Here is a 19,259-nt window from a genome sequence, read left to right as displayed (position 1 = left end):
GATGGAACCGGCTGCCGCCGTCCCCTGGCCACGAACCTGTCCATGCCCGTCGAATTGCCTGCCCTGCCCTATCTCCCCGCCTCCCTGCAGCCGCACCTGTCCGCGCAGGCCCTGGAACTGCACCATGGCCGCCATCACCGCGCCTATGTGGATGCGGTCAATGCCGGCATCGTCGGCACCGAGTGGGAGGACGCCCCACTGGAAGAGATCGTCCGACACGCCCAGGGCAGGCTGTTCGACGCCGCTGCCCAGGCCTGGAACCATGGCTTCTATTGGCGGTGCCTGCGCCCGCGCGGTGGCGGCGAGCCGCAGGGACGGCTGGGTGAGCTGGTCAAGCGCCAGTTCGGCGACGTGCAGCGCCTGCGCGAAGAATTCAACCGCGCCGCACTGGGCCTGTTCGGCTCGGGCTGGGTGTGGCTGGTGCAGCATCCGGGCGGGCAGCTGGGGATCCAGGCCACCCGCAACGCTGGCACCCCGTTGACGGGCGAGAGCACGCCGCTGCTGTGCTGCGACGTCTGGGAGCACGCCTACTACACCGACTACCAGAATGATCGTGCGCGATACCTGGAGGCGTTCTGGCAGATGGTGAACTGGGAGTTCGCCGAGAGCCAGCTGCGCTGACGCCCCGTAGAGCCGAGCCCATGCTCGGCTGGCCGGACAGCAGCCGAGCATGGGCTCGGCTACAGATCAAGTTTCACGCGTTCTCGTGCGCGGCCACGGCATCCATCACCCGCGCCGAATACACCAGCGCCGCGCCGGCATTGAGCGACACCGCTACGCCCAGCGCCTCGGCGATTTCCTCGCGGCTGGCCCCCTGCTTCAGCGCAGCGTCCACATGCACGGTGATGCAGCCGTCGCAGCGGGTCGTGACTGCCACTGCCAGCGCGATCAGCTCACGGGTCTTCGCATCCAGGTGATGGGTCTGCGCGCCGGCATTGGCGAGGGTGGCGTAGCCCTTGATCGTGTCCGGCGAGAGCTTGCCGAGCTCGCCGATGCGGCCCTTCAGTTCCTGGCGGTAGGCATTCCAGTCGAGCATCGTCGTGACTCCTGTGAGAGGAGCTCCACGCTACCACCGGGAATGTTGCACCGATGCCTGCACCGGCGCGCCACACCGTTGCAGGCATGCAGGGATGTGCCGGCGGTTGGCCGGCACGCGCCGGGGTCAGCGGTTGCGCAGCGCGTGTACCGCCGGCGCCACCTGGGCCTGGCGATCCAGCTCCAGGCCGACCTGGTCCAGTGCATCGGCCAGCGCCGCGGCATCGTCGTCGCGCAGCGTGGCGTGGCCGACCTTGCGGCCCTCGCGCGGCTGCTTGCCGTAGTCGTGCCAGTGGCCGCTGGCCTGGCCCAGCACCGGCGCCGGATCGGGCATCGCCCCCAGCCAGTTCAGCATGCAGGCGTGGCCGAGCATGCGGGTGCTGCCCAGTGGCAGGCCCAGCACCGCGCGCAGATGGTTCTCGAACTGCGAGGTCTCGCTGCCTTCGATGGTCCAGTGGCCGGAGTTGTGCACGCGCGGCGCCATTTCGTTGGCCAGTAGCTCGCCATCGCGGCAGAACAGTTCCAGTGCGAACACCCCGACGTACTGGAGATGTTCGGCGATACGGCGGGCGTACCCGATCGCGGCATCGCGCTCGGCGACCGACAGCACCGCCGGGGCCACGCTGGCCGAGAGCACGCCGTCGACATGCCAGTTGCCGGTGACCGGCCAGGCCTCGAAGCTGCCATCGCGGCCACGCACCGCAACCACGCTGACCTCGCGCTGGAAGGCCACGAAACCTTCGAGGATCAGGCCGGTACGCTCGACCTGCGCGCCCAGCGCATCCCACGCGGCATCGATATCCGCCTCGCTGCGCAGGCGGAACTGGCCCTTGCCGTCGTAACCGAGGCGACGGGTCTTGAGGATGCACGGCAGGCCGAACTCGGCGGCCTTCGCCGCCAGCTCGTCACGGCTGCGGATGTCGGCGAAGGCCGGCAGCGGAATGCCCAGCTGCTGGAACAGGGTCTTTTCGCTCAGGCGGTCCTGGGCCACGGCCAGCGCGGCCGGCGGCGGATAGACCGGCACGCGGTCGGCCAGGAACTGCGCGCTGTCGGCGGGCACGTTCTCGAAATCGAAGGTGACCACATCGACCTTGGCGGCGAAGTCCGCCAGGGCCTGGCGATCGTCGAAGGCACCGACGGTGAGCGGCGCCAGCGGGCCGCTGCAGGCGTCGGCTGCCGGGTCGTACAGTTCGAAACGCAGCCCCAGCGGCGCACCGGCCAGGACCATCATGCGGGCGAGCTGGCCGCCTCCCAGGATGCCGACGGTCCTGCTCATCGGCGCGGGTCGTCGTGGGCCATCACATCTTCGGTCTGGCGCGCCCGGAATGCATCCAGCGCCTGGCCGACCGCCGGCTGCTCGTGGGCCAGCATCGCCGCAGCAAACAGCGCGGCATTGGAGGCGCCCGCGTTGCCGATGGCAAAGGTCGCCACTGGGATGCCCGCCGGCATCTGCACGATCGACAGCAGCGAATCCATGCCGTTGAGGGCCTTGGACTGCACCGGCACGCCCAGCACCGGCACGGCCGTCTTGGCCGCGATCATGCCGGGCAGATGGGCGGCTCCGCCGGCACCGGCGATGATCGCGCGCAGGCCACGCGGGCCCGCCTGCTCGGCGTAGCTGAACAACACATCCGGCGTCCGGTGCGCGGACACTACCTTCACTTCGAACGGAACGCCCAGGGCTTCAAGCTTCTGGGCCGCGTGCTGCATGGTTTCCCAGTCGGAACGGGAACCCATGACGATGCCGACGAGCGGCGCGATCGGGTTGGGGGTCATTGGCCGTCACCTGCCTTAAAGACGTATTCTAGCCGTCTTCCACGCAAGACGAAGAACCATGGATCGCAAGCTGCTCGACCTGCTGGTGTCACCGGACACCCGCCAGCCCCTGTGCCTGCTGGATGGCAAGGGCCTTGAAGCCCTCAACAAGGCCATTTCCGCCGGTGCAGTGAACAAGGCCGATGGCAACCCGCTGGCGCAGCCGCTGCGCGAGGCGCTGGTCACCCGCGACCGCAAGCAGGTGTTCCGGGTGGATGATGGCATCCCGGTGCTGCTGGCCGAGGAAGCCATTCCCACCGCTCAGATCGCCGACTTCCCGGCCGCATGAGCATGCTCCCGGCGCCCGATGCGGCCGTGGTCGCCGCCGATGTCGCACGTGCGCTGGCCGAGGACCTGGGCAGCGGCGACGTGACGGCCGCCCTGCTCCCCGATCAGGCCGACAGCGCGTATCTGCTGTGCAAGCAGGATGCGGTGATCGCTGGCCGTCCCTGGTTCGATGCCACCCATCGCGCCCTTGATCCCGAGGTGCGCATCGAATGGCGCGTCGCCGAGGGAGAGGCGGTCACCGCCGGTACCGTGCTGGCCCTGCTGCACGGCCGCAGCCGCAGCCTGGTCAGCGCCGAGCGCACGTCGCTGAACTTCCTGCAGACGTTGTCGGGCACCGCTACCACCACCGCGCGCTACGTTGCGGCGGTGGCCGGCACCGGCACGCGCATCCTCGACACCCGCAAGACGCTGCCCGGCCTGCGCCTGGCGCAGAAGTACGCAGTGCGCTGCGGCGGTGGCGAGAACCATCGCTTCGGGCTGTACGACACGGTCATGCTGAAGGAGAACCACATCCGCGCCGCCGGTTCGCTGGCCGCGGCGGTGGCCGCCGCACGCCGGCAGTGGCCGCAGTTGCCGCTGGTGGTCGAGGTCGAAGACCTGGCCCAGCTGCGGCAGGCGCTGGAAGCAGGTTGCGAACGCATCCTGCTGGATGACTTCAGCCCGGACCTGCGCCGCGAGGCGGTGCGGGTCACTGCCGGCAGAATTCCGCTGGAAGTGTCCGGCAGCGTGGGCCTCGGCGGCCTGCGCTCGATCGCCGAGGATGGCGTGGACTGCATCTCCATCGGTGGGCTGACCAAGCACGTGCAGGCCATCGACCTGTCGTTGAAGCTGGGCCCGCCGCCGGGTTGAGGCCTGCGGGACCTTGTAGAGCCGAGCCTACGCTCGGCTGCTTCTCGATCTGCGGCGCGTCCTGCACGCGCTTTGCGCGATGAGCCGAGCGTAGGCTCGGCTCTACACGACCCGGGACGCCTTCACGGCTCGGCTACGCCAGCCTCTGCGACGCTGCAACCATCCCCCCACAGGAGCCGCGCATGCGCCGGATGCTCTTGCCTGCCTGCCTGCTGCTGGCGGCTGCCCCCTTGTCCGCAGCCGCTGCGGAGGCCTGCGATGTGCCACCCCGCTTCGGCCTGAGCCCGTTGGCGGTGGCCATCCGCAATACCGCCTGCAACGAGCACCGGCTGTGGTTCCGCCCCTTCATCGATCGCGATGGCCGCGCCGCCAGCCTCAGCCTCACCGAAGCCGAAAGCGATCACCTGGCGGACAACGGACTGATCGCCTGGCAGCGCGTGGCCGGCTACTGGCGCAACAGCGGCACGCTCAACGCAATGGGCAGCATCGCCGGCGCCAGCAGTTGCCTGGCACCGCTGGGCACGCGCTATACCGACAGCGACTGCCGCGCGTTCCTGGTCGACAACCCGTGGTCGGCGGCCTTCATTTCCTGGGTGATGGTTCAGGCCGGCGTTCCCGGCTTCAACACGTCGCCGCGCCACATCGACTACATCCGGGCCGCGTACCAGGGCGGACCTTCGGGCCTGCCGTACCGGCTGGCCGATCCGGCCACGGCCAAACCCGCGCCCGGCGATCTGCTGTGTTTCCTGCGCGATCGCAGCAGCACGCTCAGCTACAACGGGCTGGTGCAGGCGCTGGGCAACGGCTCGGTGGGCCACTGGAAATCCCATTGCGAAGTCGTGGTGGCGGCCAACCTTGGCGGCGACCAGACCCTGTACCTGGTAGGTGGCAACGTGATGAACACGGTGGCGATGCGGCTGCTGCCGCTGGACCGCACCGGATTGATCAAGCTGCCGCCGGCGCGCGAACGCAACAGCACCGGCGTCGACCCCAGCTGCACGCCCGGGCGCGAGGACGAATGCAGCTTCAACCGCCAGGACTGGGCGGCCCTGCTGCAGCTGACAGCCACCTCACCGCTGCTGAGGCCCTCGCCCACGGCAACGCCGATGCAACCTGGCCCCGCGCCCCAACCGACCACCGCGCCCACGCAGCCGATACCTGGCGATCCGTCATCGCGGCGATGAATCCAGCGCTTGAACCAGCGCGCGTTCGCCGCCATCTTTGCGGGATCGACTGCTGACGGCTGACGCCATGCCCACCCTGCTGCTGTTGCTGATTGCCGGCGGAATCATCTATTTCTTCTGGAATGCCGCGCGTTCGGCCGCCGAGCGCGCGGTGGAGCTCGGCCGCAATGCCTGCCGCGCCGCCGACGTGCAGTGGCTGGACCAGGCGGTGCATGCCACCGGCCTGCGCCTTTCGCGCGGCGAGGATGGCCGGCTGGGCTTTGAGCGCACTTTCAAGTTCGAGTATTCCTACGACGGCATCGATCGCCACGTGGGCCGCATGGTCCTGCGCGGCGACCAGTTGATCTCGTTCACCGGCCCCGGTGCAGCGCGGATCAGCCAGATCCGGCCGGATGTGGGCGATGCGGAGGATGTCTAGGGTTTGAAGATGTGCCGACCAACGGTCGGCACCCACCGCCAGACGGGCAAAGAAAAACGCCGCCCATCGAGGGCGGCGTCGGAATGGTTACTTGACCACGCGCAGGTTCGGGCGGCCCTTCGGCGGCGGACTGGCCGGCGGCGTATCGTCCGGCGGGGTGCCTTCGTCGTGCAGCAGCTCGTCGCTGGCCGGTGCGCTTTCGCTGCCCGGAATGTCATCCGGCAAGGCCATGCCCTGCCCGGTCTCGCGGGCGTAGACGGCCAGCACGGCGCTGATCGGCACCTGCACCGGATAGCTGGTGCCGGAGAAGCGGGCCGAGAAGCTGACCATCTCGTTGTCGATCATCAGCCGGACGACAGCGCGTTCGGCGATGTTGAGCACGACCCGGCCATCCTTGACCGCCGAAGGCGGGACCTGCACGCCGGGGACGCCGGCGTCGACCAGGATGTGCGGGGTCAGCTGGTTGTCGTTGATCCATTCCACCAGCGCCCGCAGCAGGTACGGGCGGTGGCTGGTCATGTGGAAGAAGTCTTCGGTCATGCGTGAAGTGTACGCGCCCGGCGCGCTGCCGGGGCGAATCGCCTGCACGCCGGTCGGCACGCAGACGGTTGGCGCCTGCCTGGATCAGGCCGGCAGGTCGCGCAGCTTCTTTTCCTGCTCGGTCAGGCTCCGGACAAACCCCGGATGGCGGAAGATGCGGTTGCCGTAGTCCTCGATCGCCTTGCCGTCCTTCGGCAGCGGCACATCCAGCGACTGCAGGCGCCAGATGATCGGCGCCATCGCGCAATCGGCCAGGCTCATTTCCGGGTTGAGGAAGAACTTGCTGGCCTTGAACAGCGGCAGCGACGCGGTCAGCAGTTCCTTCAGGCGCTTGCGTCCGGCCTCGGCCTGGGTCTTGTTGCCCAGCTGGATGGCCTGGACCTGGGGCACCCAGTCATGCTCGATGCGCAGCATGGCCAGCCGGATGCGCGCACGCGACAGCGGGTCGACCGGCATCAGCGGCGGATGCGGATAGCGCTCGTCCAGGTACTCGCTGACCACCGAGGCGGCGTACAACACCAGTTCGCGCTCGACCAGGGTCGGCACCGAGTGGTACGGATTGAGGTCGATCAGGTCTTCGGGCGGATTCTGTGGATCAACCGGAACAAAGTCGTAGGTGACGCCCTTGGCTGCCAGGCCAGGCGTACACGGTGGCACAGCACGTCGTCGTTCGAGGAAAACAGCGTCAGTGTATTGCGCATGCGTACGCTCGCCGCCATCAAAGGCTCTCCCACGACAGGAGACCGCCTGCCGCATCGGCGCCGCTGGCACCGTGCCAGCGGTCGACTCCTCCCCGAGTGTGCAACCGGCCATCACAAAAGCCAATAGGCCCGCGCGATGATCGGCGGCAGAATCAGTGAACGTCCTTCCAGTATTCCTTCTTCAGCAGATACAGCAGGAAGGTCAGCAGGGCCAGGAACAGGATGACCCAGACGCCCAGCTGCTGGCGCTTGAGAGCGGCCGGTTCACCGGCGTACTCCAGGAAGTTGGTGATGTCGCGCACCGCCTGGTCGTACTGGCCGGGGTCCACCGATCCCGGTGTCTCGATGCGCAACCCGGTCACCGGCGGGTCCATGCCCGGGCCTTCGGCCTTGCCGTGCACGGCATGTTGCAGGCCCTGCATCTCCCACAACGGGTTGGGCATGGAGGCATTGGCGAACAGCGCGTTGTTCCAGCCCAGCGGCCGGCTGCTGTCCAGGTAGAACGACTTGAGGTAGGTGTAGACCCAATCACTGCCGCGCACCCGCGAGATCAGGCTGAGGTCCGGCGGCATCTTGCCGAACCACTTCTCCGCGTTTTCCCTGGGCATCGCCACCGGGACCGGTTCGCCGATCGCCGAGCCGGTGAAGTTGAGGTTGTTCATCACCTCTTCCTCGCTCAGCCCCAGGTCCTGCGCCATCCGCGAATAGCGCAGGTACTTCAGCGCATGGCAGCCGGAGCAGTAGTTCATGTACAGCTGCGCGCCGCGCTGCAGCGATGCGCGGTCACCGAGGTCGTTGCCGGCCTGCAGCAGCTTGGTGCCGCTCTCGGCGGCGGAGGCCAGGAAACTGCCCAGCATCAGGGTGGCCGCCAGGGCCAGCCGGACCATCCAGCGCTCAGTCATGCGTGGTCACCCTCTCCGGTACCGGCTTGGTCTTGTCCAACCTTGTCCATAGCGGCATGGTGATGAAGAACGCGAAGTACAGGAAGGTCAGCACCCGCCCGATGTAGGTTTCATGCACGTCGGTGCCGGGCCCGGAGCCGATCACGCCCAGCCAGACAAAGCACACCGCCAGCACGCCCAGCATTACCTTCGAGATCCAGCCGCGGTAACGCACCGACTTCACCCGGGCCTTGTCCAGCCACGGCACCAGGAACAGGATCGCGATGGCCGAGAACATCACCAGCACGCCGCCGAGCTTGTTCGGCACCACGCGCAACATCGCGTAGTACGGCGTGTAGTACCAGACGGGCTTGATGTGCTCCGGAGTGACCAGGCGGTTGGCTTCTGTGAAGTTGTCGTGTTCCAGGAACAGGCCGCCAAAACCCGGTGCGAAGAAGATGATGAAGGCGGCGATGACCAGCAGGAAGCCGGCGCCAACACCGTCCTTGAGCGTGTAGTACGGGTGGAACGGAATGCCGTCGGCCGGCGCGTTCGGCGACCAGCGGTTGCCCTTCGGCCCTTTCTTGATCTCCACGCCATCGGGATTGTTCGAGCCCACTTCGTGCAGCGCACCCAGGTGCAGCACCACCAGCAGCAGCAGCACCAGCGGCAACGCGATGACATGCAGCGCGAAGAAACGGTTGAGCGTGGCATCACTGGGCAGGTAGTCACCCATGATCCATTCGGTCAGGCCGTTGCCGATCACCGGTATCGCGCCGAACAGCGAGATGATCACCTTGGCGCCCCAGAACGACATCTGGCCCCACGGCAGCACGTAGCCCATGAAGGCCTCGGCCATCAGCACCAGGTAGATCAGCATGCCGAGGATCCACACCAGCTCGCGCGGCTTCTGGTAGCTGCCATACAGCAGGCCGCGGAACATGTGCAGGTAGACCACGATGAAGAACAGCGATGCGCCGGTGGAGTGCATGTAGCGGATCAGCCAGCCCCACTCCACGTCACGCATGATGTATTCGATGGAGCCGAACGCCTCGGCGGCGCTGGTCTTGTAATGCATCGTCAGGAAGATGCCGGTGACGATCTGGTTGACCAGCACCAGCAGTGCCAGCGAGCCGAAGTAGTACCAGAGGTTGAAGTTCTTCGGCGCGTAGTACTCGCTGACGTGCTTGCGGTAGACCGGCATCAGGCCCGGCGCGCGGGCGTTGACCCAGTCGGCGACGCCGCTGGCGGTACGGCTGAGGATATTGGCCATCAGGCAGCCCCCTGCGGATCGACACCGATGATGATGGTGTTGTCGTCCTGGTAGTGGTGCGCGGGCACCTTCAGGTTGATGGGCGCCGGCACGTCCTTGAAGACGCGGCCGGACATGTCGAAGCGCGATTTGTGGCAGGGGCAGAAATAGCCCCCCTTCCACTGCGGATCGTAGGGCTCGGGCCGGATTTCGGCCACCATTTCCGGCGAGCAGCCCAGGTGGGTGCACAGGCCGACCAGTACCGAGATCTCCGGCTTGATCGAACGCAGTTCGGGGTTCTGCTTCAGCACGTAATCCGGCTGCTGGTCCTTCTCGCCGGACTCGGGATCCTTCAGGCGGCCATCCAGCCCGTGCAGCGCATCAAGGATGGCCTTGGACCGCTTGACGATCCAGATCGGCTGGCCGCGCCATTCCACGATCAGGCGTTGGCCTTCCTGCAGGGCGCTGATGTCGGCCACCACCGGTGCGCCGGCAAGCTTGGCGCGGGCACTGGGGTTCCAGGATTTGATGAAAGGAACGGCGGTGAATCCGACGCCGACGGCACCCACCACGGCTGTGGTGGCAGAAAGAAAACGCCGACGTCCGGTGTTGACTGGATCGTGTACCCCATCGTTGGCCATCCGGCACTCCGATATTGATTAGGTAGCTTTAAGGCTGCCAGCGGTCCGGTGGGGGCCAGAGCCGCATTGAATCATGGGCGAGTGTAGCGGAACCGTCGCGCGCCACACAACGCTCTTTGCAAGGAGTGCCGACCAACAGTCGGCACCTACCCGTTCAAGGGAGTGCCGACCAACGGTCGGCACCTACTGGTGGCTCAGGGCGGTGCGGTAACGCTCGGCCAGTTGCCCGACCCGGCGCACGTAGTACTGGGTTTCGCTGTAGGGTGGCACGCCACCGTGGCGGTCCACCGCACCTTCGCCGGCGTTGTAGCCGGCCGCCGCCAGGGTCAGGTCGCCGTTGAAGCGCTTCAACAACCAGGCCAGGTATTGCACGCCGCCGCGGATGTTCTGCCCGGCGTCGTAGGAATCACTGACTCCAAAGCGGGCAGCGGTCGGCGGCATCAGCTGCATCAGCCCCTGCGCGCCGGCGCGGCTGAGCGCCGTCGGGTTGTAGGCCGACTCGGCGTGGATGATCGCGCGAACCACTGCTTCCTCCACGCCGAACTCGCGCGCGGCCGCGCTGATCTCACTCTGGAACGCGGTGGTGTTCAGGCGCACCGTGCCGAAGTCCACGCGCGGGTTGGCACCGCAGGCGAAGCAGCGCTCCATGAAACTGTAGCGGATGGTCCGCACCGGACCCAGGTTGGCCACCTGGGTCGGACGTGCACTTGTGTAGTGGCGCACGCCATCCTTCATGAAGGAATAGACCTGGCCACTGACCATGCGACCGCCCCGCGAGGCAGGCGGGGGCGCGGGTGCGGACACCGCCGCGGGCGCGGGCGCCGCTGCGGACACCGCGCCACGCGCTTCCACTGCGGCAGGATTGCGCTCGATGCCGGCTGCGATGGCAGGCGCGGGCTGTGGTGCCGCCACCACCGGGCGCGGTGCGGCCCGGGTATCCCGGCTGTAGCTGATGGTGCTGCAGCGGGCCCCGGCCACGCGCTTGCTCACATAACTGGTGACACCATCTGCGCCCTGGCATTTGTACAGGGTGCCGGCACTGGCCGGCGCAGCGGTCAGCGCAGCGATGACGATCGCCGTTGTCCCCAGTATCCCCTTCATGGCGGCGAGTGTCCCAGCTTCGCCGGGGCTTGCCAAGCGACGCGGCTCAGCCTGTGACCGGCGGCACAGCCAGCACCTCACCCAGCCCCGCCAGGCGTTGTGCCAGTTCGTCGCGCAGCCCGGCCGGCGTGGTCCACAGCGCCACCGGAACGCGGTCCAGGCTGAGGATCTGCGCCAGCATCATGCCGCGGCTCTCCGCGCCCATGCGCAGCAGGCAATGGTCCGGGCCATCGGCTTCAAGCACCCCGCACCAGGGAGGAATCCGGCCTTCAAGCTCCGCCTGGCTGCCTGCCAGGCGCACGATGGCCTGCAGCGCGAAGGGGGCCTGGCTGACCGCTTGCCGCACCATGACGTCCGGCGGCGCCGGGGTACGCCGGTGCAGGCCTGCCCCGGTCATTGCACGCGCCGGGCCCATCCGGTCGACACGCAGGGTGCGCCAGTCCTGCCTCAGCAGGTCCCAGGCCAGCAGGTACCAGCGCCGCCCGTAATTGACCAGGTGCTGTGCCTCGACCTCGCGCTGGGTGACCACATCCTGCGCGCTGCGATATTCGAAGGCCAGGCGCGACGCTTGCCGGCAATGCTGGGCCAACTGCCCGAGCAGGCGCGCGTCGGTAGCCGGCAGGTCGGACAAGGTGGCAGTGGCGGCATGCACCTCTCCCGCCTGTTGGCGCCGCCGGGTCGGCACCAGGGGATCGAGCTTGGACAACAGGCCGCGCGCAGTGTCATCGATGCCGGCGACGGTGGCCGATGCCGCACGCAGCGCAATGGCCAGGGTGGTGGCTTCCTCCTCGTCCAGCAGCATCGGCAGCACCGGCGCCCCTGCGCCCAGCTGGTAGCCGCCGCCGACCCCGGCCGATGCCCGTACCGGGTAGCCCAGCTCACGCAGGCGCTCGATATCGCGCCGGATGCTGCGCCGGTCCACGCCCATGCGCTCGGCCAGTTCGGCCCCCGACCACTGGCGACGGGCCTGCAGCAGGGCGATCAGGCGGAGCAGTCGATGGGCGGTATGGCGCATGAAGAATCGAGGACAGGTTTCGTCCGCAATAGTGGACCACGATGGCCTCCTTCGCCACCCGCTGCAAGGAGCATTGCCATGACGTCCCGCCAGATCACCCTGTACCACGCTGCCCGCTCGCGCTCGAGCGGCGCCGTGGCCCTGCTCGAAGCGCTGGGTGCCGACTACCGCATGCAGGTGCTGGACCTGAAGGCCGGTGCCAATCTGGCCCCGGCCTACCTTGCCATCAACCCGATGGGCAAGGTGCCGGCCATCGTCCACAACGGCGCGCTGGTGACCGAACAGGTAGCGATCTACCTGTACCTGGCCGACCTGTACCCCGAGGCCGGGCTGGCGCCGCCGATCGGCGATGCGCTGCGCGGCCCGTACCTGCGCTGGATGGCCTTCTATGGCGCCTGCTTCGAGCCGGCGATGATCGACCGCGCGATGCGCCGCGATCCGCCGCCGCAGTCGATGTCGCCCTACAACGATGCCGAGACCGTGCTGCAGGTGATCGAGGCGCAGCTGGCACAGGGGCCCTACCTGCTGGGCGAGATGATGAGCGCTGCCGATGTGCTGTGGGGCAACGCGCTGGCATGGACCAGCGCTTTCGGCCTGGTGCAGCCGGCGCCGGCAACCGCGGCATACATCGCGCGGATGAGCGCGCTGACTCCCTTTGACCGTTCGCGGCAGATCGACGCGGAGCTGGTGGCGGCGTAAGGAGCGCCGGCTGGCTTCCCTTGTAGGGCCGAGCCCACGCTCGGCTGGCTTCAGTAGAGCCAGGCCATGCCAGGCTGCCCCATGGGAAGCGGGAAGAGCAGCCGAGCGTGGGCTCGGCTCTACAAGGGCGCGGCGGGTGGCTCTGGATGCAGGTAGAATTGCCGGCTCTCCCGCCACCCGAATGGATTAAGCGCCATGACCGGGACGCCAGACGTCTTCCCGCCCGCCCCGCAGGGCGGTACCCCGCTCGTTGCCCTGCCCGCCGGTCCGCGCAAGCCCGACCAGGTGAAAGGCAAGCTGTACATCAAGACCCACGGTTGCCAGATGAACGAGTACGACTCGGCCAAGATGGCCGACGTGCTCGCCGCCAGCGATGGCCTGGAACTGACCGACACGCCGGAGGACGCCGACGTCATCCTGGTCAACACCTGCTCGATCCGCGAGAAGGCGCAGGAGAAGGTGTTCAGCCAGCTGGGCGTGTGGAAGGGCCTGAAGAACCAGGGCCGCGACGTCATCATTGGCGTGGGCGGCTGTGTTGCGTCGCAGGAAGGCGAGGCGATCATCAAGCGCGCACCGTTCGTGGACCTGGTGTTCGGGCCGCAGACGCTGCATCGCCTGCCGGAGCTGATCCGCGCGCGGCGCGAGCAGAAGCGCCCGCAGGTGGACATCAGCTTTCCCGAGATCGAGAAGTTCGATCGCCTGCCGGAGCCGCGTGCGGAAGGGCCTTCGGCGTTCGTGTCGATCATGGAAGGCTGCTCCAAGTACTGCTCGTTCTGCGTGGTGCCCTACACCCGCGGCACCGAGGTCAGCCGGCCGTTCGAGGACGTCGTGGTGGAGGTTGCGCAGCTGGCCGCACAGGGCGTGCGCGAGATCAACCTGCTCGGCCAGAACGTCAACGCTTATCGTGGCCCCTACGGCGACGGCGAGTTCGCCGACCTCGGCCTGCTGATCCGCACCATCGCCGAGATCGACGGTATCGGCCGCATCCGCTTCACCACTTCGCATCCGTTGGAGTTCAGCGATTCGCTGGTCGACGCATTCCGCGATGTGCCGCAGCTGGCCAACTTCCTGCACCTGCCGGTGCAGGCCGGCAGCGACCGCGTGCTTTCGGCAATGAAGCGCGGCTATACCGCGCTTGAATTCAAGTCGAAGATCCGCAAGCTGCGCGCAGTCCGCCCGGACATCTCGATCAGCTCGGACTTCATCGTGGGTTTTCCCGGCGAGACCGAGGCCGACTTCGAGAAGACCATGAAGCTGATCGAGGATATCGGCTTCGACCACAGTTTCTCCTTCATCTACTCGCGCCGCCCGGGCACTCCTGCCGCGGACCTGGAGGACACGCTCAGCGATGCCGAGAAGCACGCGCGCCTGTCGCGCCTGCAGGAACGCATCAACGCCCATGCCGCCCGCATCTCCGAAAAGATGGTCGGCACCGTGCAGACCGTGCTGGTGGAAGGGCCCTCGCGCAAGAATCCGGACGAGCTGACCGGCAAGACCGAGAACATGCGCTCGGTGAACTTCCCGGCGCCGGCGCGCCTGATCGGCCAGTTCGTGGACGTGATGATCACCGAAGCGCTGACCAATTCGCTGCGCGGGCGCGTGGTGGCGGAGTAAGGTGCGCCGACCAACGGTCGGCACCCACCGGAGTTGATGCCGGTCAGTGGTCGGCACCCACCGGAGTTGATGCCGGTCAGTGGTCGGCACCCACCGGAGTTGATGCCGGCCGGCGGCCGGCACCTACCGGGGTGGATGCCGACCGTTGGTCGGCATACCTCAATCCAAACGCTTGCGGAAACGCAGGATCGCCAGCGTCATCATCACCACGATGAAGGCCAGCAGCGCCAGCGCATCCGCCCACAGTTCCCACAGCGAGGCACCGCGCAGCATGATGCCGCGCACCAGGCGCAGGAAATGGGTCAGTGGCAGCACCTCGGCCAGCCACTGTACCGGCGATGGCATGCCAGCGAACGGGAACATGAAGCCCGACAACAGGATCGAGGGCAGGAACAGGAACAGCGTCATCTGCATCGCCTGGAACTGCGAGCGCGCACGCGTTGAGATCAGCAGGCCCAGCGCCAGGTTGGCCAGCACCAGCAGCACCGCGGCAAGATAGATGTCCAGCAGGCTGCCGCGGATCGGCACCTCGAACAGCCACGTGCCAAGCACCAGCACCAGCGTGGTCTGCAGCAGGCCGATGGCCGCATAGGGCAATACCTTGCCGACCATCAGCTCGCTGCGCGATACCGGCGTGGCGATCAGCAGTTCCATGTTGCCGCGCTCGCGCTCGCGCACCACGGCCACTGCGGTGAACATCACCAGGGTCATGGTCAGGATCACCCCGATCAGGCCCGGCACGATGTTCACCGCCGAGCGCCGCTGCGGATTGTAGAAGCTGATCACACTGACCGGGCCACTGGCGATGCTGCCTTCGCGGAGCGGCCGCGCATTGCTTGCCGGGCGCGTATCCAAGGGCACCTGCGCCAACTGGATTGCCGCGCTCTGCACCACCGTGTCACTGCCATCGACCAGCACCTGCACCGCCTCGCGCCCATCGAAGCGGCGGCGCTCGAAGTCGGCCGGTACCACGACGCCCACGCTGATCTCGCCGCGGCGCAGCGCCTGCATCAGCTGGTCCGGCGTGTAGAACTTGCCGCGCGGCGTGATCACGCCGGTGGCGACCATGTCCTGCACCAGCGCGCGCGAGGCGGCGCTGTTGGCCTGGTCGGCCACGCCGGCGTCGAGGTGGCGCAGGTTGAGGTTGATCGCATACCCGAACAGCAGCAGCTGCATCACCGGAATGCCGACGATCATCGCCAGGGTGATGCGGTCACGGCGCAGCTGCCGCAGTTCCTTGAGCATGATCGCCCATAGCCGGCGCAGGTTCATGCCGCCGGCTCCCGGCCTCGTCCCCGCGTGGCAGCGACGAACACGTCTTCCAGGTTCGGTGCCACCGCTTCGATGTGCGCCTTGGGATCGGCACTGGCCAATGCGTCCCGCAGTGCCGGTGAATCGGTCGTACCCTCGCTGCACAACACGCGCAGCTGCGTGCCGATCTGCGCCACGCTCAGTACCCCGGGCAGTCCGGCCAGCGCATGGCTGGCCTGGCGTGGTTGCGAGGACGTGACCTGCAGCGTCCGCCCTTCCAGCCGCGAGCACAGGTCGCCCGGCGTGCCATCGGCCACCAGGGCCCCCCGATCGAGGATGGCCAGGCGATGGCAGCGCTCGGCCTCGTCCATGTAGTGGGTGGAGACAAGCACCGTGGTACCGGCGTCGGCCAGCTCGAACAGGGCTTCCCAGAAGTCACGGCGCGACTCTGGATCGACCGCACTGGTCGGTTCGTCCAGGAACAGCAGCTCGGGGCAATGCACGACCGCTCCGGCCAGCGCCAGGCGTTGCTTCTGCCCGCCACTGAGCGTACCGGCCAGCTGCACCTGCCGGTCCTGCAGGCGATACTGCCGCAGCAGCGCATCGACCCGTTGCCGTGCCTGCCCGCGTGGCAGGTCCTGGATGGCGGCGAGGAACTCCAGGTTCTCGCGCACCGACAGGTCTTCGTACAACGAGAAGCGCTGGGTCATGTAGCCGATGCGTCGGCGCAGTGCCTCGGCCTGCTCCGGCACCGACAGGCCCAGCACTTCGATCTGCCCCGCGCTCGGCTCCAGCAGGCCACACAGCATGCGGATGGTGGTCGACTTGCCCGAGCCGTTCGGGCCCAGGAAGCCATAGACCTGGCCACGCGGCACCGCCAGGTCGACGCTGTCCACCGCCAGCAGATCGCCGAAGCGACGCGTCAGTGCCCGCGCGCGCACCGCGATGTCGTCGCCGGCGCTCAGAAGCTCACCCGCACCGGCAGCCCCGCGGGCAGCTTCTGCATGTCGGCGGCCGTGTCCACTTCGATCTCGGCCAGATAGCTCAGGCGCTCGACGTCGTCACCGGTCAATGCGTAGTACGGGGTGAACGAGGGTTCGCTGCGGATGGCGCGCACATGCCCCTTCAATACGGTAGTGCCTCCTTCCAACTGTATCTGCGCCGCCTGCCCGACCCTGACCTGCAGGCGCAAGGGCTGTGGCAGGTAGACGCGGGCATAGGGGCGCTCACCGACCAGCAGCACCGCCAGCGGTGCGCCGATCGGTGCCTGGTCTCCCTGGCGATAGGGCAAGGCATCGACCACGCCATCGCGCGGCGCGCGCAACCGCAGCTTCTGCAGGTTGACACCCTGCACCGCCTGCTGTGCCTGCGCGGCATCGGCGGCCGCCTGGCCTTGGGCAATGTCCTGCGCGCGGCTGCCATGTACACGCTCCAGCCAGGCCTGTTCGGCGGCACGCACGCTGGCCTCGGCATTGCCGGCGGCGGCCCGTGCACGGTCCAGCTCGGCGGCCGCGACCAGGCGCTGGCGAGCCAACGGCTGCACCCGGCGGTAGTACGCGCTGGCTTCAGCGGCCTGCGCGCGCAACGCGACCAGCTGCGCCCAGGCCTGAGCGATCTGTTCCTGGCGCGGGCCGATCGTCAGTTCCTCAAGCTGTGCCTGTGCACGCGCGGTTTCGGCCTGCGCGGCGGCAAACTGCGCGTCGCCCCGGGCCGGATCGAGCTGCATCAGCACGGCGCCGGCCTTGACCCGCTGGCCCTCGCGCACATCCACCGTGGCGATCACTTCGGCCGCCGGCGCCGGTACCGTGATCCGGTCCCACTCCAGCGTACCCAACGCTGTCGGCGTTGACTGGCCGCATCCCGCCAGCAGGCCGAGGCCCGCCAGCCCGATTCCACGCATCCCGTTGCCGACGCCCATGCCATTCCCTCCAGCGACGGCGCCACGGTGCCATGCACCGCGTGCACCCACAATGATTCCGATCAGCCCTGACGGTTTTTTCACCACGCCTTGGCAAGCCTTTTGCCACAAGGGTCCGCGCCACCTATCCACAGCTTGATTCAGCATCATTCCACAGCGCGTGTGGAAAACCGGCACGGCATCGGCGGAGCTCGCACGGCAACGCAACCTGCACTACCGCCATGATGGACCGGCGCCCCCGGGGCCGGCCGGTGGCCCGCCGGCGCGTGCAGCCCTGCGCTTCCGCCTGCCCGGCCCCGCGTTTCCGGACGGCCGGTGCGTGCACCACCGCAGGCCATGACGATTATTTCACCACCTGCTCATGATGCTTGTGGCACAAGACCTGCCGGGGTCTATCCACAGGATTCGGCAAGTCCCGTCCACACCCGATGTGGAAAACCCTGTATCGCCCTTCCTGCTGGCCGCGCGCCCGGTGCGCGCGCTACCCTTGTCTTCCCTGGATACACTGCGGTGGAAGGCATCCGCCCCACCCCGAGCAATGAAAAGCATCGATCATCGAGACTTCACCCTGTCGCCGGAAGACAACGAGCGATTGGCCAACCTGTGCGGCCCCTTTGATGGCCACCTGCGCCAGATCGAGCTGAAGCTCGGCGTGGAGATCGCCAACCGTGGCTTCGTATTCCGCATCAGCGGGCCAAAGGAGGCCATCGCGGAGGCGCAGAAGCTGGTCGAAGCGTTGTACGCGGAAGCCGGCGAGACCACCTTCGACAACCATGCCATCCACCTGCGCCTGGCGCAGGCCAATGTCGAGCAGATCGCCGAACGTTCCTACGAAGCGCAGGAGGTGGCGATCAGGGTCAAGCGCGGTACCGTGCGCGGCCGCGGTGCCAACCAGGGCCGCTACCTGCACCAGATCGCGACCCATGACATCAACTTCGGCATCGGCCCGGCGGGCACCGGCAAGACCTTCCTGGCCGTGGCCAGCGCGGTCGAGGCCCTGAACGAATCGCGGGTGCAGCGCCTGATCCTGGTGCGCCCGGCGGTGGAAGCCGGCGAGAAGCTCGGCTTCCTGCCCGGCGACCTGAGCCAGAAGGTCGACCCCTACCTGCGGCCGCTCTACGACGCCCTGTACGAGATGATGGGCGTGGAAAAGGTGGTAAAGCTGCTGGAGAAGAACGTCATCGAGATCGCGCCGCTTGCCTACATGCGCGGCCGTACGCTCAACGACGCGTTCGTGATCCTCGACGAAGCCCAGAACACCACCATCGAGCAGATGAAGATGTTCCTGACCCGGCTCGGCTTCGGCTCGACTGCAGTGGTCACCGGCGACCTGACCCAGACCGACCTGCCCAAGCACGTGAAGTCGGGCCTGCGCGATGCCATCGACGTGCTGCGCGACGTCGAGGGTGTCAGCTTCACGTTCTTCGAATCCCGCGACGTGGTCCGCCATCCTCTGGTGGCCCGCATCGTCAGCGCCTACGACCGCCGCGACCTGCATCAGATCCAGCCTGGAGCAACGCCATGACCCGTGGTCCCGTGCGACTGGACGTCGCCGTCAGCTACGCCCTGCCGCGGGCCGGCCTGCCGTCGGCGGTGAGTTTCCGCCGGTGGGTGGCAGCCGCGCTGAAGGGGCGCATCCGCGAGGCCGACCTCGCCATCCGGGTGGTCGATGCCAAGGAAGGGCAGTCGTTGAACCGCCATTACCGCGGCAAGGACTACGCCACCAACGTGCTCAGCTTCCCCGCCGAGGTCCCCGAAGGCCTGCCCAAGGGCGTCAAGTTCCCGTTGCTCGGCGACCTGGTGATCTGCGCCCCCGTGGTCGCCCGGGAGGCCGGCGAACAGGGCAAGGCGCTCAACGCCCACTACGCGCACCTGACCGTGCATGGCGTGCTGCACCTGCTCGGCTGGGACCATGAGGACGACAAGGAGGCCGAGGCGATGGAGCAGCTGGAGCGCGACATCCTGGCCGAACTTGGCATCGCCGACCCGTACGCGGGCGAGCGCTGAGGCCCGTGCAGCCGCGCCTACGCTCGGCTCCACTGCATCGCCCCTCCCCC

General features: G+C 67.7%; 21 protein-coding genes and 1 pseudogene. 9 read left to right on the top strand and 13 right to left on the bottom strand.

Going from position 1 to position 19,259, the window contains the following annotated elements:
- Positions 1-42: 42 nt before the first annotated feature.
- Positions 43-621, top strand: coding sequence for a superoxide dismutase (locus A9K58_RS16055; RefSeq protein ID WP_065200297.1), 579 nt, complete (start codon positions 43-45; stop codon positions 619-621).
- A 73-nt stretch (positions 622-694) separates the two neighbouring features.
- Here the strand turns inward: A9K58_RS16055 and A9K58_RS16050 are convergent, their stop codons facing one another.
- From A9K58_RS16050 to purE, 3 genes are all read right to left on the bottom strand, one after another.
- Positions 695-1,036 carry a carboxymuconolactone decarboxylase family protein gene (locus A9K58_RS16050; protein ID WP_065200296.1) on the bottom strand — a complete coding sequence of 114 codons (342 nt, stop codon included), beginning with the start codon at positions 1,034-1,036 and terminating at the stop codon, positions 695-697.
- 126 nt (positions 1,037-1,162) lie between these two features.
- Positions 1,163-2,311: a 5-(carboxyamino)imidazole ribonucleotide synthase gene (locus A9K58_RS16045; protein WP_065200295.1), complete on the bottom strand. Its 1,149-nt coding sequence runs from the start codon at positions 2,309-2,311 to the stop codon at positions 1,163-1,165.
- Positions 2,308-2,811 (bottom strand): 5-(carboxyamino)imidazole ribonucleotide mutase, encoded by a 504-nt coding sequence (gene purE, locus A9K58_RS16040; protein WP_065200294.1) that lies wholly within the window; start codon positions 2,809-2,811, stop codon positions 2,308-2,310. Before purE ends, A9K58_RS16045 begins: the two co-directional genes overlap by 4 nt.
- Positions 2,812-2,869: 58 nt before the next feature.
- On the opposite strand from purE, the gene A9K58_RS16035 reads away from it, so the two are divergent.
- The 4 genes from A9K58_RS16035 (at position 2,870) to A9K58_RS16020 (ending at position 5,589) form a co-directional block, all read left to right on the top strand.
- On the top strand, positions 2,870-3,139 hold the full coding sequence (locus A9K58_RS16035) for a Trm112 family protein (RefSeq protein ID WP_065200293.1): 270 nt from the start codon (positions 2,870-2,872) through the stop codon (positions 3,137-3,139).
- A complete protein-coding gene (gene nadC / locus A9K58_RS16030; RefSeq protein ID WP_065200292.1) occupies positions 3,136-3,987 on the top strand; it encodes a carboxylating nicotinate-nucleotide diphosphorylase in 852 nt (283 codons plus the stop codon). The genes A9K58_RS16035 and nadC overlap by 4 nt, the downstream gene beginning before the upstream one ends.
- 182 nt (positions 3,988-4,169) lie before the next feature.
- Positions 4,170-5,171, top strand: a complete 1,002-nt coding sequence (locus A9K58_RS16025) for a DUF2272 domain-containing protein (RefSeq protein ID WP_065200291.1) — start codon at positions 4,170-4,172, stop codon at positions 5,169-5,171.
- A 67-nt stretch (positions 5,172-5,238) separates the two neighbouring features.
- On the top strand, positions 5,239-5,589 hold the full coding sequence (locus A9K58_RS16020; protein WP_065200390.1) for a DUF3301 domain-containing protein: 351 nt from the start codon (positions 5,239-5,241) through the stop codon (positions 5,587-5,589).
- 87 nt (positions 5,590-5,676) lie between these two features.
- Here the strand turns inward: A9K58_RS16020 and A9K58_RS16015 are convergent, their stop codons facing one another.
- The 7 genes and pseudogenes from A9K58_RS16015 to A9K58_RS15985 form a co-directional block, all read right to left on the bottom strand.
- Positions 5,677-6,129 carry a ClpXP protease specificity-enhancing factor gene (locus A9K58_RS16015; protein WP_065200389.1) on the bottom strand — a complete coding sequence of 151 codons (453 nt, stop codon included), beginning with the start codon at positions 6,127-6,129 and terminating at the stop codon, positions 5,677-5,679.
- Positions 6,130-6,213: 84 nt separating this feature from the next.
- A pseudogene (locus A9K58_RS16010) lies at positions 6,214-6,848 on the bottom strand (glutathione S-transferase N-terminal domain-containing protein).
- Positions 6,849-6,982: 134 nt separating this feature from the next.
- The gene (locus A9K58_RS16005; protein WP_065200290.1) at positions 6,983-7,732 is read right to left on the bottom strand and encodes a cytochrome c1; all 750 of its coding nucleotides are present in this window, start codon (positions 7,730-7,732) and stop codon (positions 6,983-6,985) included.
- Positions 7,725-8,984, bottom strand: coding sequence for a cytochrome b (locus A9K58_RS16000; protein ID WP_065200289.1), 1,260 nt, complete (start codon positions 8,982-8,984; stop codon positions 7,725-7,727). Before A9K58_RS16000 ends, A9K58_RS16005 begins: the two co-directional genes overlap by 8 nt.
- Positions 8,984-9,604, bottom strand: a complete 621-nt coding sequence (gene petA / locus A9K58_RS15995; protein WP_065200288.1) for a ubiquinol-cytochrome c reductase iron-sulfur subunit — start codon at positions 9,602-9,604, stop codon at positions 8,984-8,986. Before petA ends, A9K58_RS16000 begins: the two co-directional genes overlap by 1 nt.
- Before the next feature lie 183 nt (positions 9,605-9,787).
- Positions 9,788-10,705, bottom strand: coding sequence for a lytic transglycosylase domain-containing protein (locus tag A9K58_RS15990; RefSeq protein WP_065200287.1), 918 nt, complete (start codon positions 10,703-10,705; stop codon positions 9,788-9,790).
- A 46-nt stretch (positions 10,706-10,751) separates the two neighbouring features.
- On the bottom strand, positions 10,752-11,720 hold the full coding sequence (locus A9K58_RS15985; RefSeq protein WP_065200286.1) for a helix-turn-helix transcriptional regulator: 969 nt from the start codon (positions 11,718-11,720) through the stop codon (positions 10,752-10,754).
- A gap of 78 nt (positions 11,721-11,798) precedes the next feature.
- On the opposite strand from A9K58_RS15985, the gene A9K58_RS15980 reads away from it, so the two are divergent.
- Positions 11,799-12,419 (top strand): glutathione S-transferase family protein, encoded by a 621-nt coding sequence (locus tag A9K58_RS15980; protein WP_065200285.1) that lies wholly within the window; start codon positions 11,799-11,801, stop codon positions 12,417-12,419.
- A 195-nt stretch (positions 12,420-12,614) separates the two neighbouring features.
- A complete protein-coding gene (gene miaB, locus A9K58_RS15975; protein WP_065200284.1) occupies positions 12,615-14,033 on the top strand; it encodes a tRNA (N6-isopentenyl adenosine(37)-C2)-methylthiotransferase MiaB in 1,419 nt (472 codons plus the stop codon).
- A gap of 159 nt (positions 14,034-14,192) precedes the next feature.
- Here the strand turns inward: miaB and A9K58_RS15970 are convergent, their stop codons facing one another.
- The 3 genes from A9K58_RS15970 to A9K58_RS15960 are packed head-to-tail and all read right to left on the bottom strand — an operon-like array spanning position 14,193 to position 17,202.
- Complete coding sequence (locus A9K58_RS15970; protein WP_065200283.1) at positions 14,193-15,305, bottom strand: ABC transporter permease; 1,113 nt, start codon at positions 15,303-15,305, stop codon at positions 14,193-14,195.
- The gene (locus A9K58_RS15965) at positions 15,302-16,225 is read right to left on the bottom strand and encodes an ABC transporter ATP-binding protein (RefSeq protein ID WP_065200282.1); all 924 of its coding nucleotides are present in this window, start codon (positions 16,223-16,225) and stop codon (positions 15,302-15,304) included. The genes A9K58_RS15970 and A9K58_RS15965 overlap by 4 nt, the downstream gene beginning before the upstream one ends.
- A 20-nt stretch (positions 16,226-16,245) precedes the next feature.
- Positions 16,246-17,202 (bottom strand): HlyD family secretion protein, encoded by a 957-nt coding sequence (locus A9K58_RS15960; RefSeq protein WP_065200281.1) that lies wholly within the window; start codon positions 17,200-17,202, stop codon positions 16,246-16,248.
- A 538-nt stretch (positions 17,203-17,740) separates the two neighbouring features.
- Between A9K58_RS15960 and A9K58_RS15955 the strand changes: the two genes are divergently transcribed.
- On the top strand, positions 17,741-18,727 hold the full coding sequence (locus tag A9K58_RS15955) for a PhoH family protein (protein ID WP_065200280.1): 987 nt from the start codon (positions 17,741-17,743) through the stop codon (positions 18,725-18,727).
- Positions 18,724-19,209, top strand: a complete 486-nt coding sequence (gene ybeY / locus A9K58_RS15950) for an rRNA maturation RNase YbeY (protein ID WP_065200279.1) — start codon at positions 18,724-18,726, stop codon at positions 19,207-19,209. Before A9K58_RS15955 ends, ybeY begins: the two co-directional genes overlap by 4 nt.
- The last annotated feature ends 50 nt before the right edge of the window (positions 19,210-19,259 follow it).

Source organism: Stenotrophomonas maltophilia, assembly GCF_001676385.1.
Lineage (GTDB): Bacteria > Pseudomonadota > Gammaproteobacteria > Xanthomonadales > Xanthomonadaceae > Stenotrophomonas > Stenotrophomonas maltophilia_J.
Note: the sequence above shows the minus strand (reverse complement) of the source record. Positions and strands in the feature narration are given on the sequence as shown.

Coding starts and splice junctions, on each gene's coding strand:
- A9K58_RS16055 (WP_065200297.1), top strand. CDS start 43: ATGCCCGTCGAATTGCCTGCCCTGCCCTATCTCCCCGCCTCCCTGCAG.
- A9K58_RS16050 (WP_065200296.1), bottom strand. CDS start 1,036: ATGCTCGACTGGAATGCCTACCGCCAGGAACTGAAGGGCCGCATCGGC.
- A9K58_RS16045 (WP_065200295.1), bottom strand. CDS start 2,311: ATGAGCAGGACCGTCGGCATCCTGGGAGGCGGCCAGCTCGCCCGCATG.
- purE (WP_065200294.1), bottom strand. CDS start 2,811: ATGACCCCCAACCCGATCGCGCCGCTCGTCGGCATCGTCATGGGTTCC.
- A9K58_RS16035 (WP_065200293.1), top strand. CDS start 2,870: ATGGATCGCAAGCTGCTCGACCTGCTGGTGTCACCGGACACCCGCCAG.
- nadC (WP_065200292.1), top strand. CDS start 3,136: ATGAGCATGCTCCCGGCGCCCGATGCGGCCGTGGTCGCCGCCGATGTC.
- A9K58_RS16025 (WP_065200291.1), top strand. CDS start 4,170: ATGCGCCGGATGCTCTTGCCTGCCTGCCTGCTGCTGGCGGCTGCCCCC.
- A9K58_RS16020 (WP_065200390.1), top strand. CDS start 5,239: ATGCCCACCCTGCTGCTGTTGCTGATTGCCGGCGGAATCATCTATTTC.
- A9K58_RS16015 (WP_065200389.1), bottom strand. CDS start 6,129: ATGACCGAAGACTTCTTCCACATGACCAGCCACCGCCCGTACCTGCTG.
- A9K58_RS16005 (WP_065200290.1), bottom strand. CDS start 7,732: ATGACTGAGCGCTGGATGGTCCGGCTGGCCCTGGCGGCCACCCTGATG.
- A9K58_RS16000 (WP_065200289.1), bottom strand. CDS start 8,984: ATGGCCAATATCCTCAGCCGTACCGCCAGCGGCGTCGCCGACTGGGTC.
- petA (WP_065200288.1), bottom strand. CDS start 9,604: ATGGCCAACGATGGGGTACACGATCCAGTCAACACCGGACGTCGGCGT.
- A9K58_RS15990 (WP_065200287.1), bottom strand. CDS start 10,705: ATGAAGGGGATACTGGGGACAACGGCGATCGTCATCGCTGCGCTGACC.
- A9K58_RS15985 (WP_065200286.1), bottom strand. CDS start 11,720: ATGCGCCATACCGCCCATCGACTGCTCCGCCTGATCGCCCTGCTGCAG.
- A9K58_RS15980 (WP_065200285.1), top strand. CDS start 11,799: ATGACGTCCCGCCAGATCACCCTGTACCACGCTGCCCGCTCGCGCTCG.
- miaB (WP_065200284.1), top strand. CDS start 12,615: ATGACCGGGACGCCAGACGTCTTCCCGCCCGCCCCGCAGGGCGGTACC.
- A9K58_RS15970 (WP_065200283.1), bottom strand. CDS start 15,305: ATGAACCTGCGCCGGCTATGGGCGATCATGCTCAAGGAACTGCGGCAG.
- A9K58_RS15960 (WP_065200281.1), bottom strand. CDS start 17,202: ATGGGCGTCGGCAACGGGATGCGTGGAATCGGGCTGGCGGGCCTCGGC.
- A9K58_RS15955 (WP_065200280.1), top strand. CDS start 17,741: ATGAAAAGCATCGATCATCGAGACTTCACCCTGTCGCCGGAAGACAAC.
- ybeY (WP_065200279.1), top strand. CDS start 18,724: ATGACCCGTGGTCCCGTGCGACTGGACGTCGCCGTCAGCTACGCCCTG.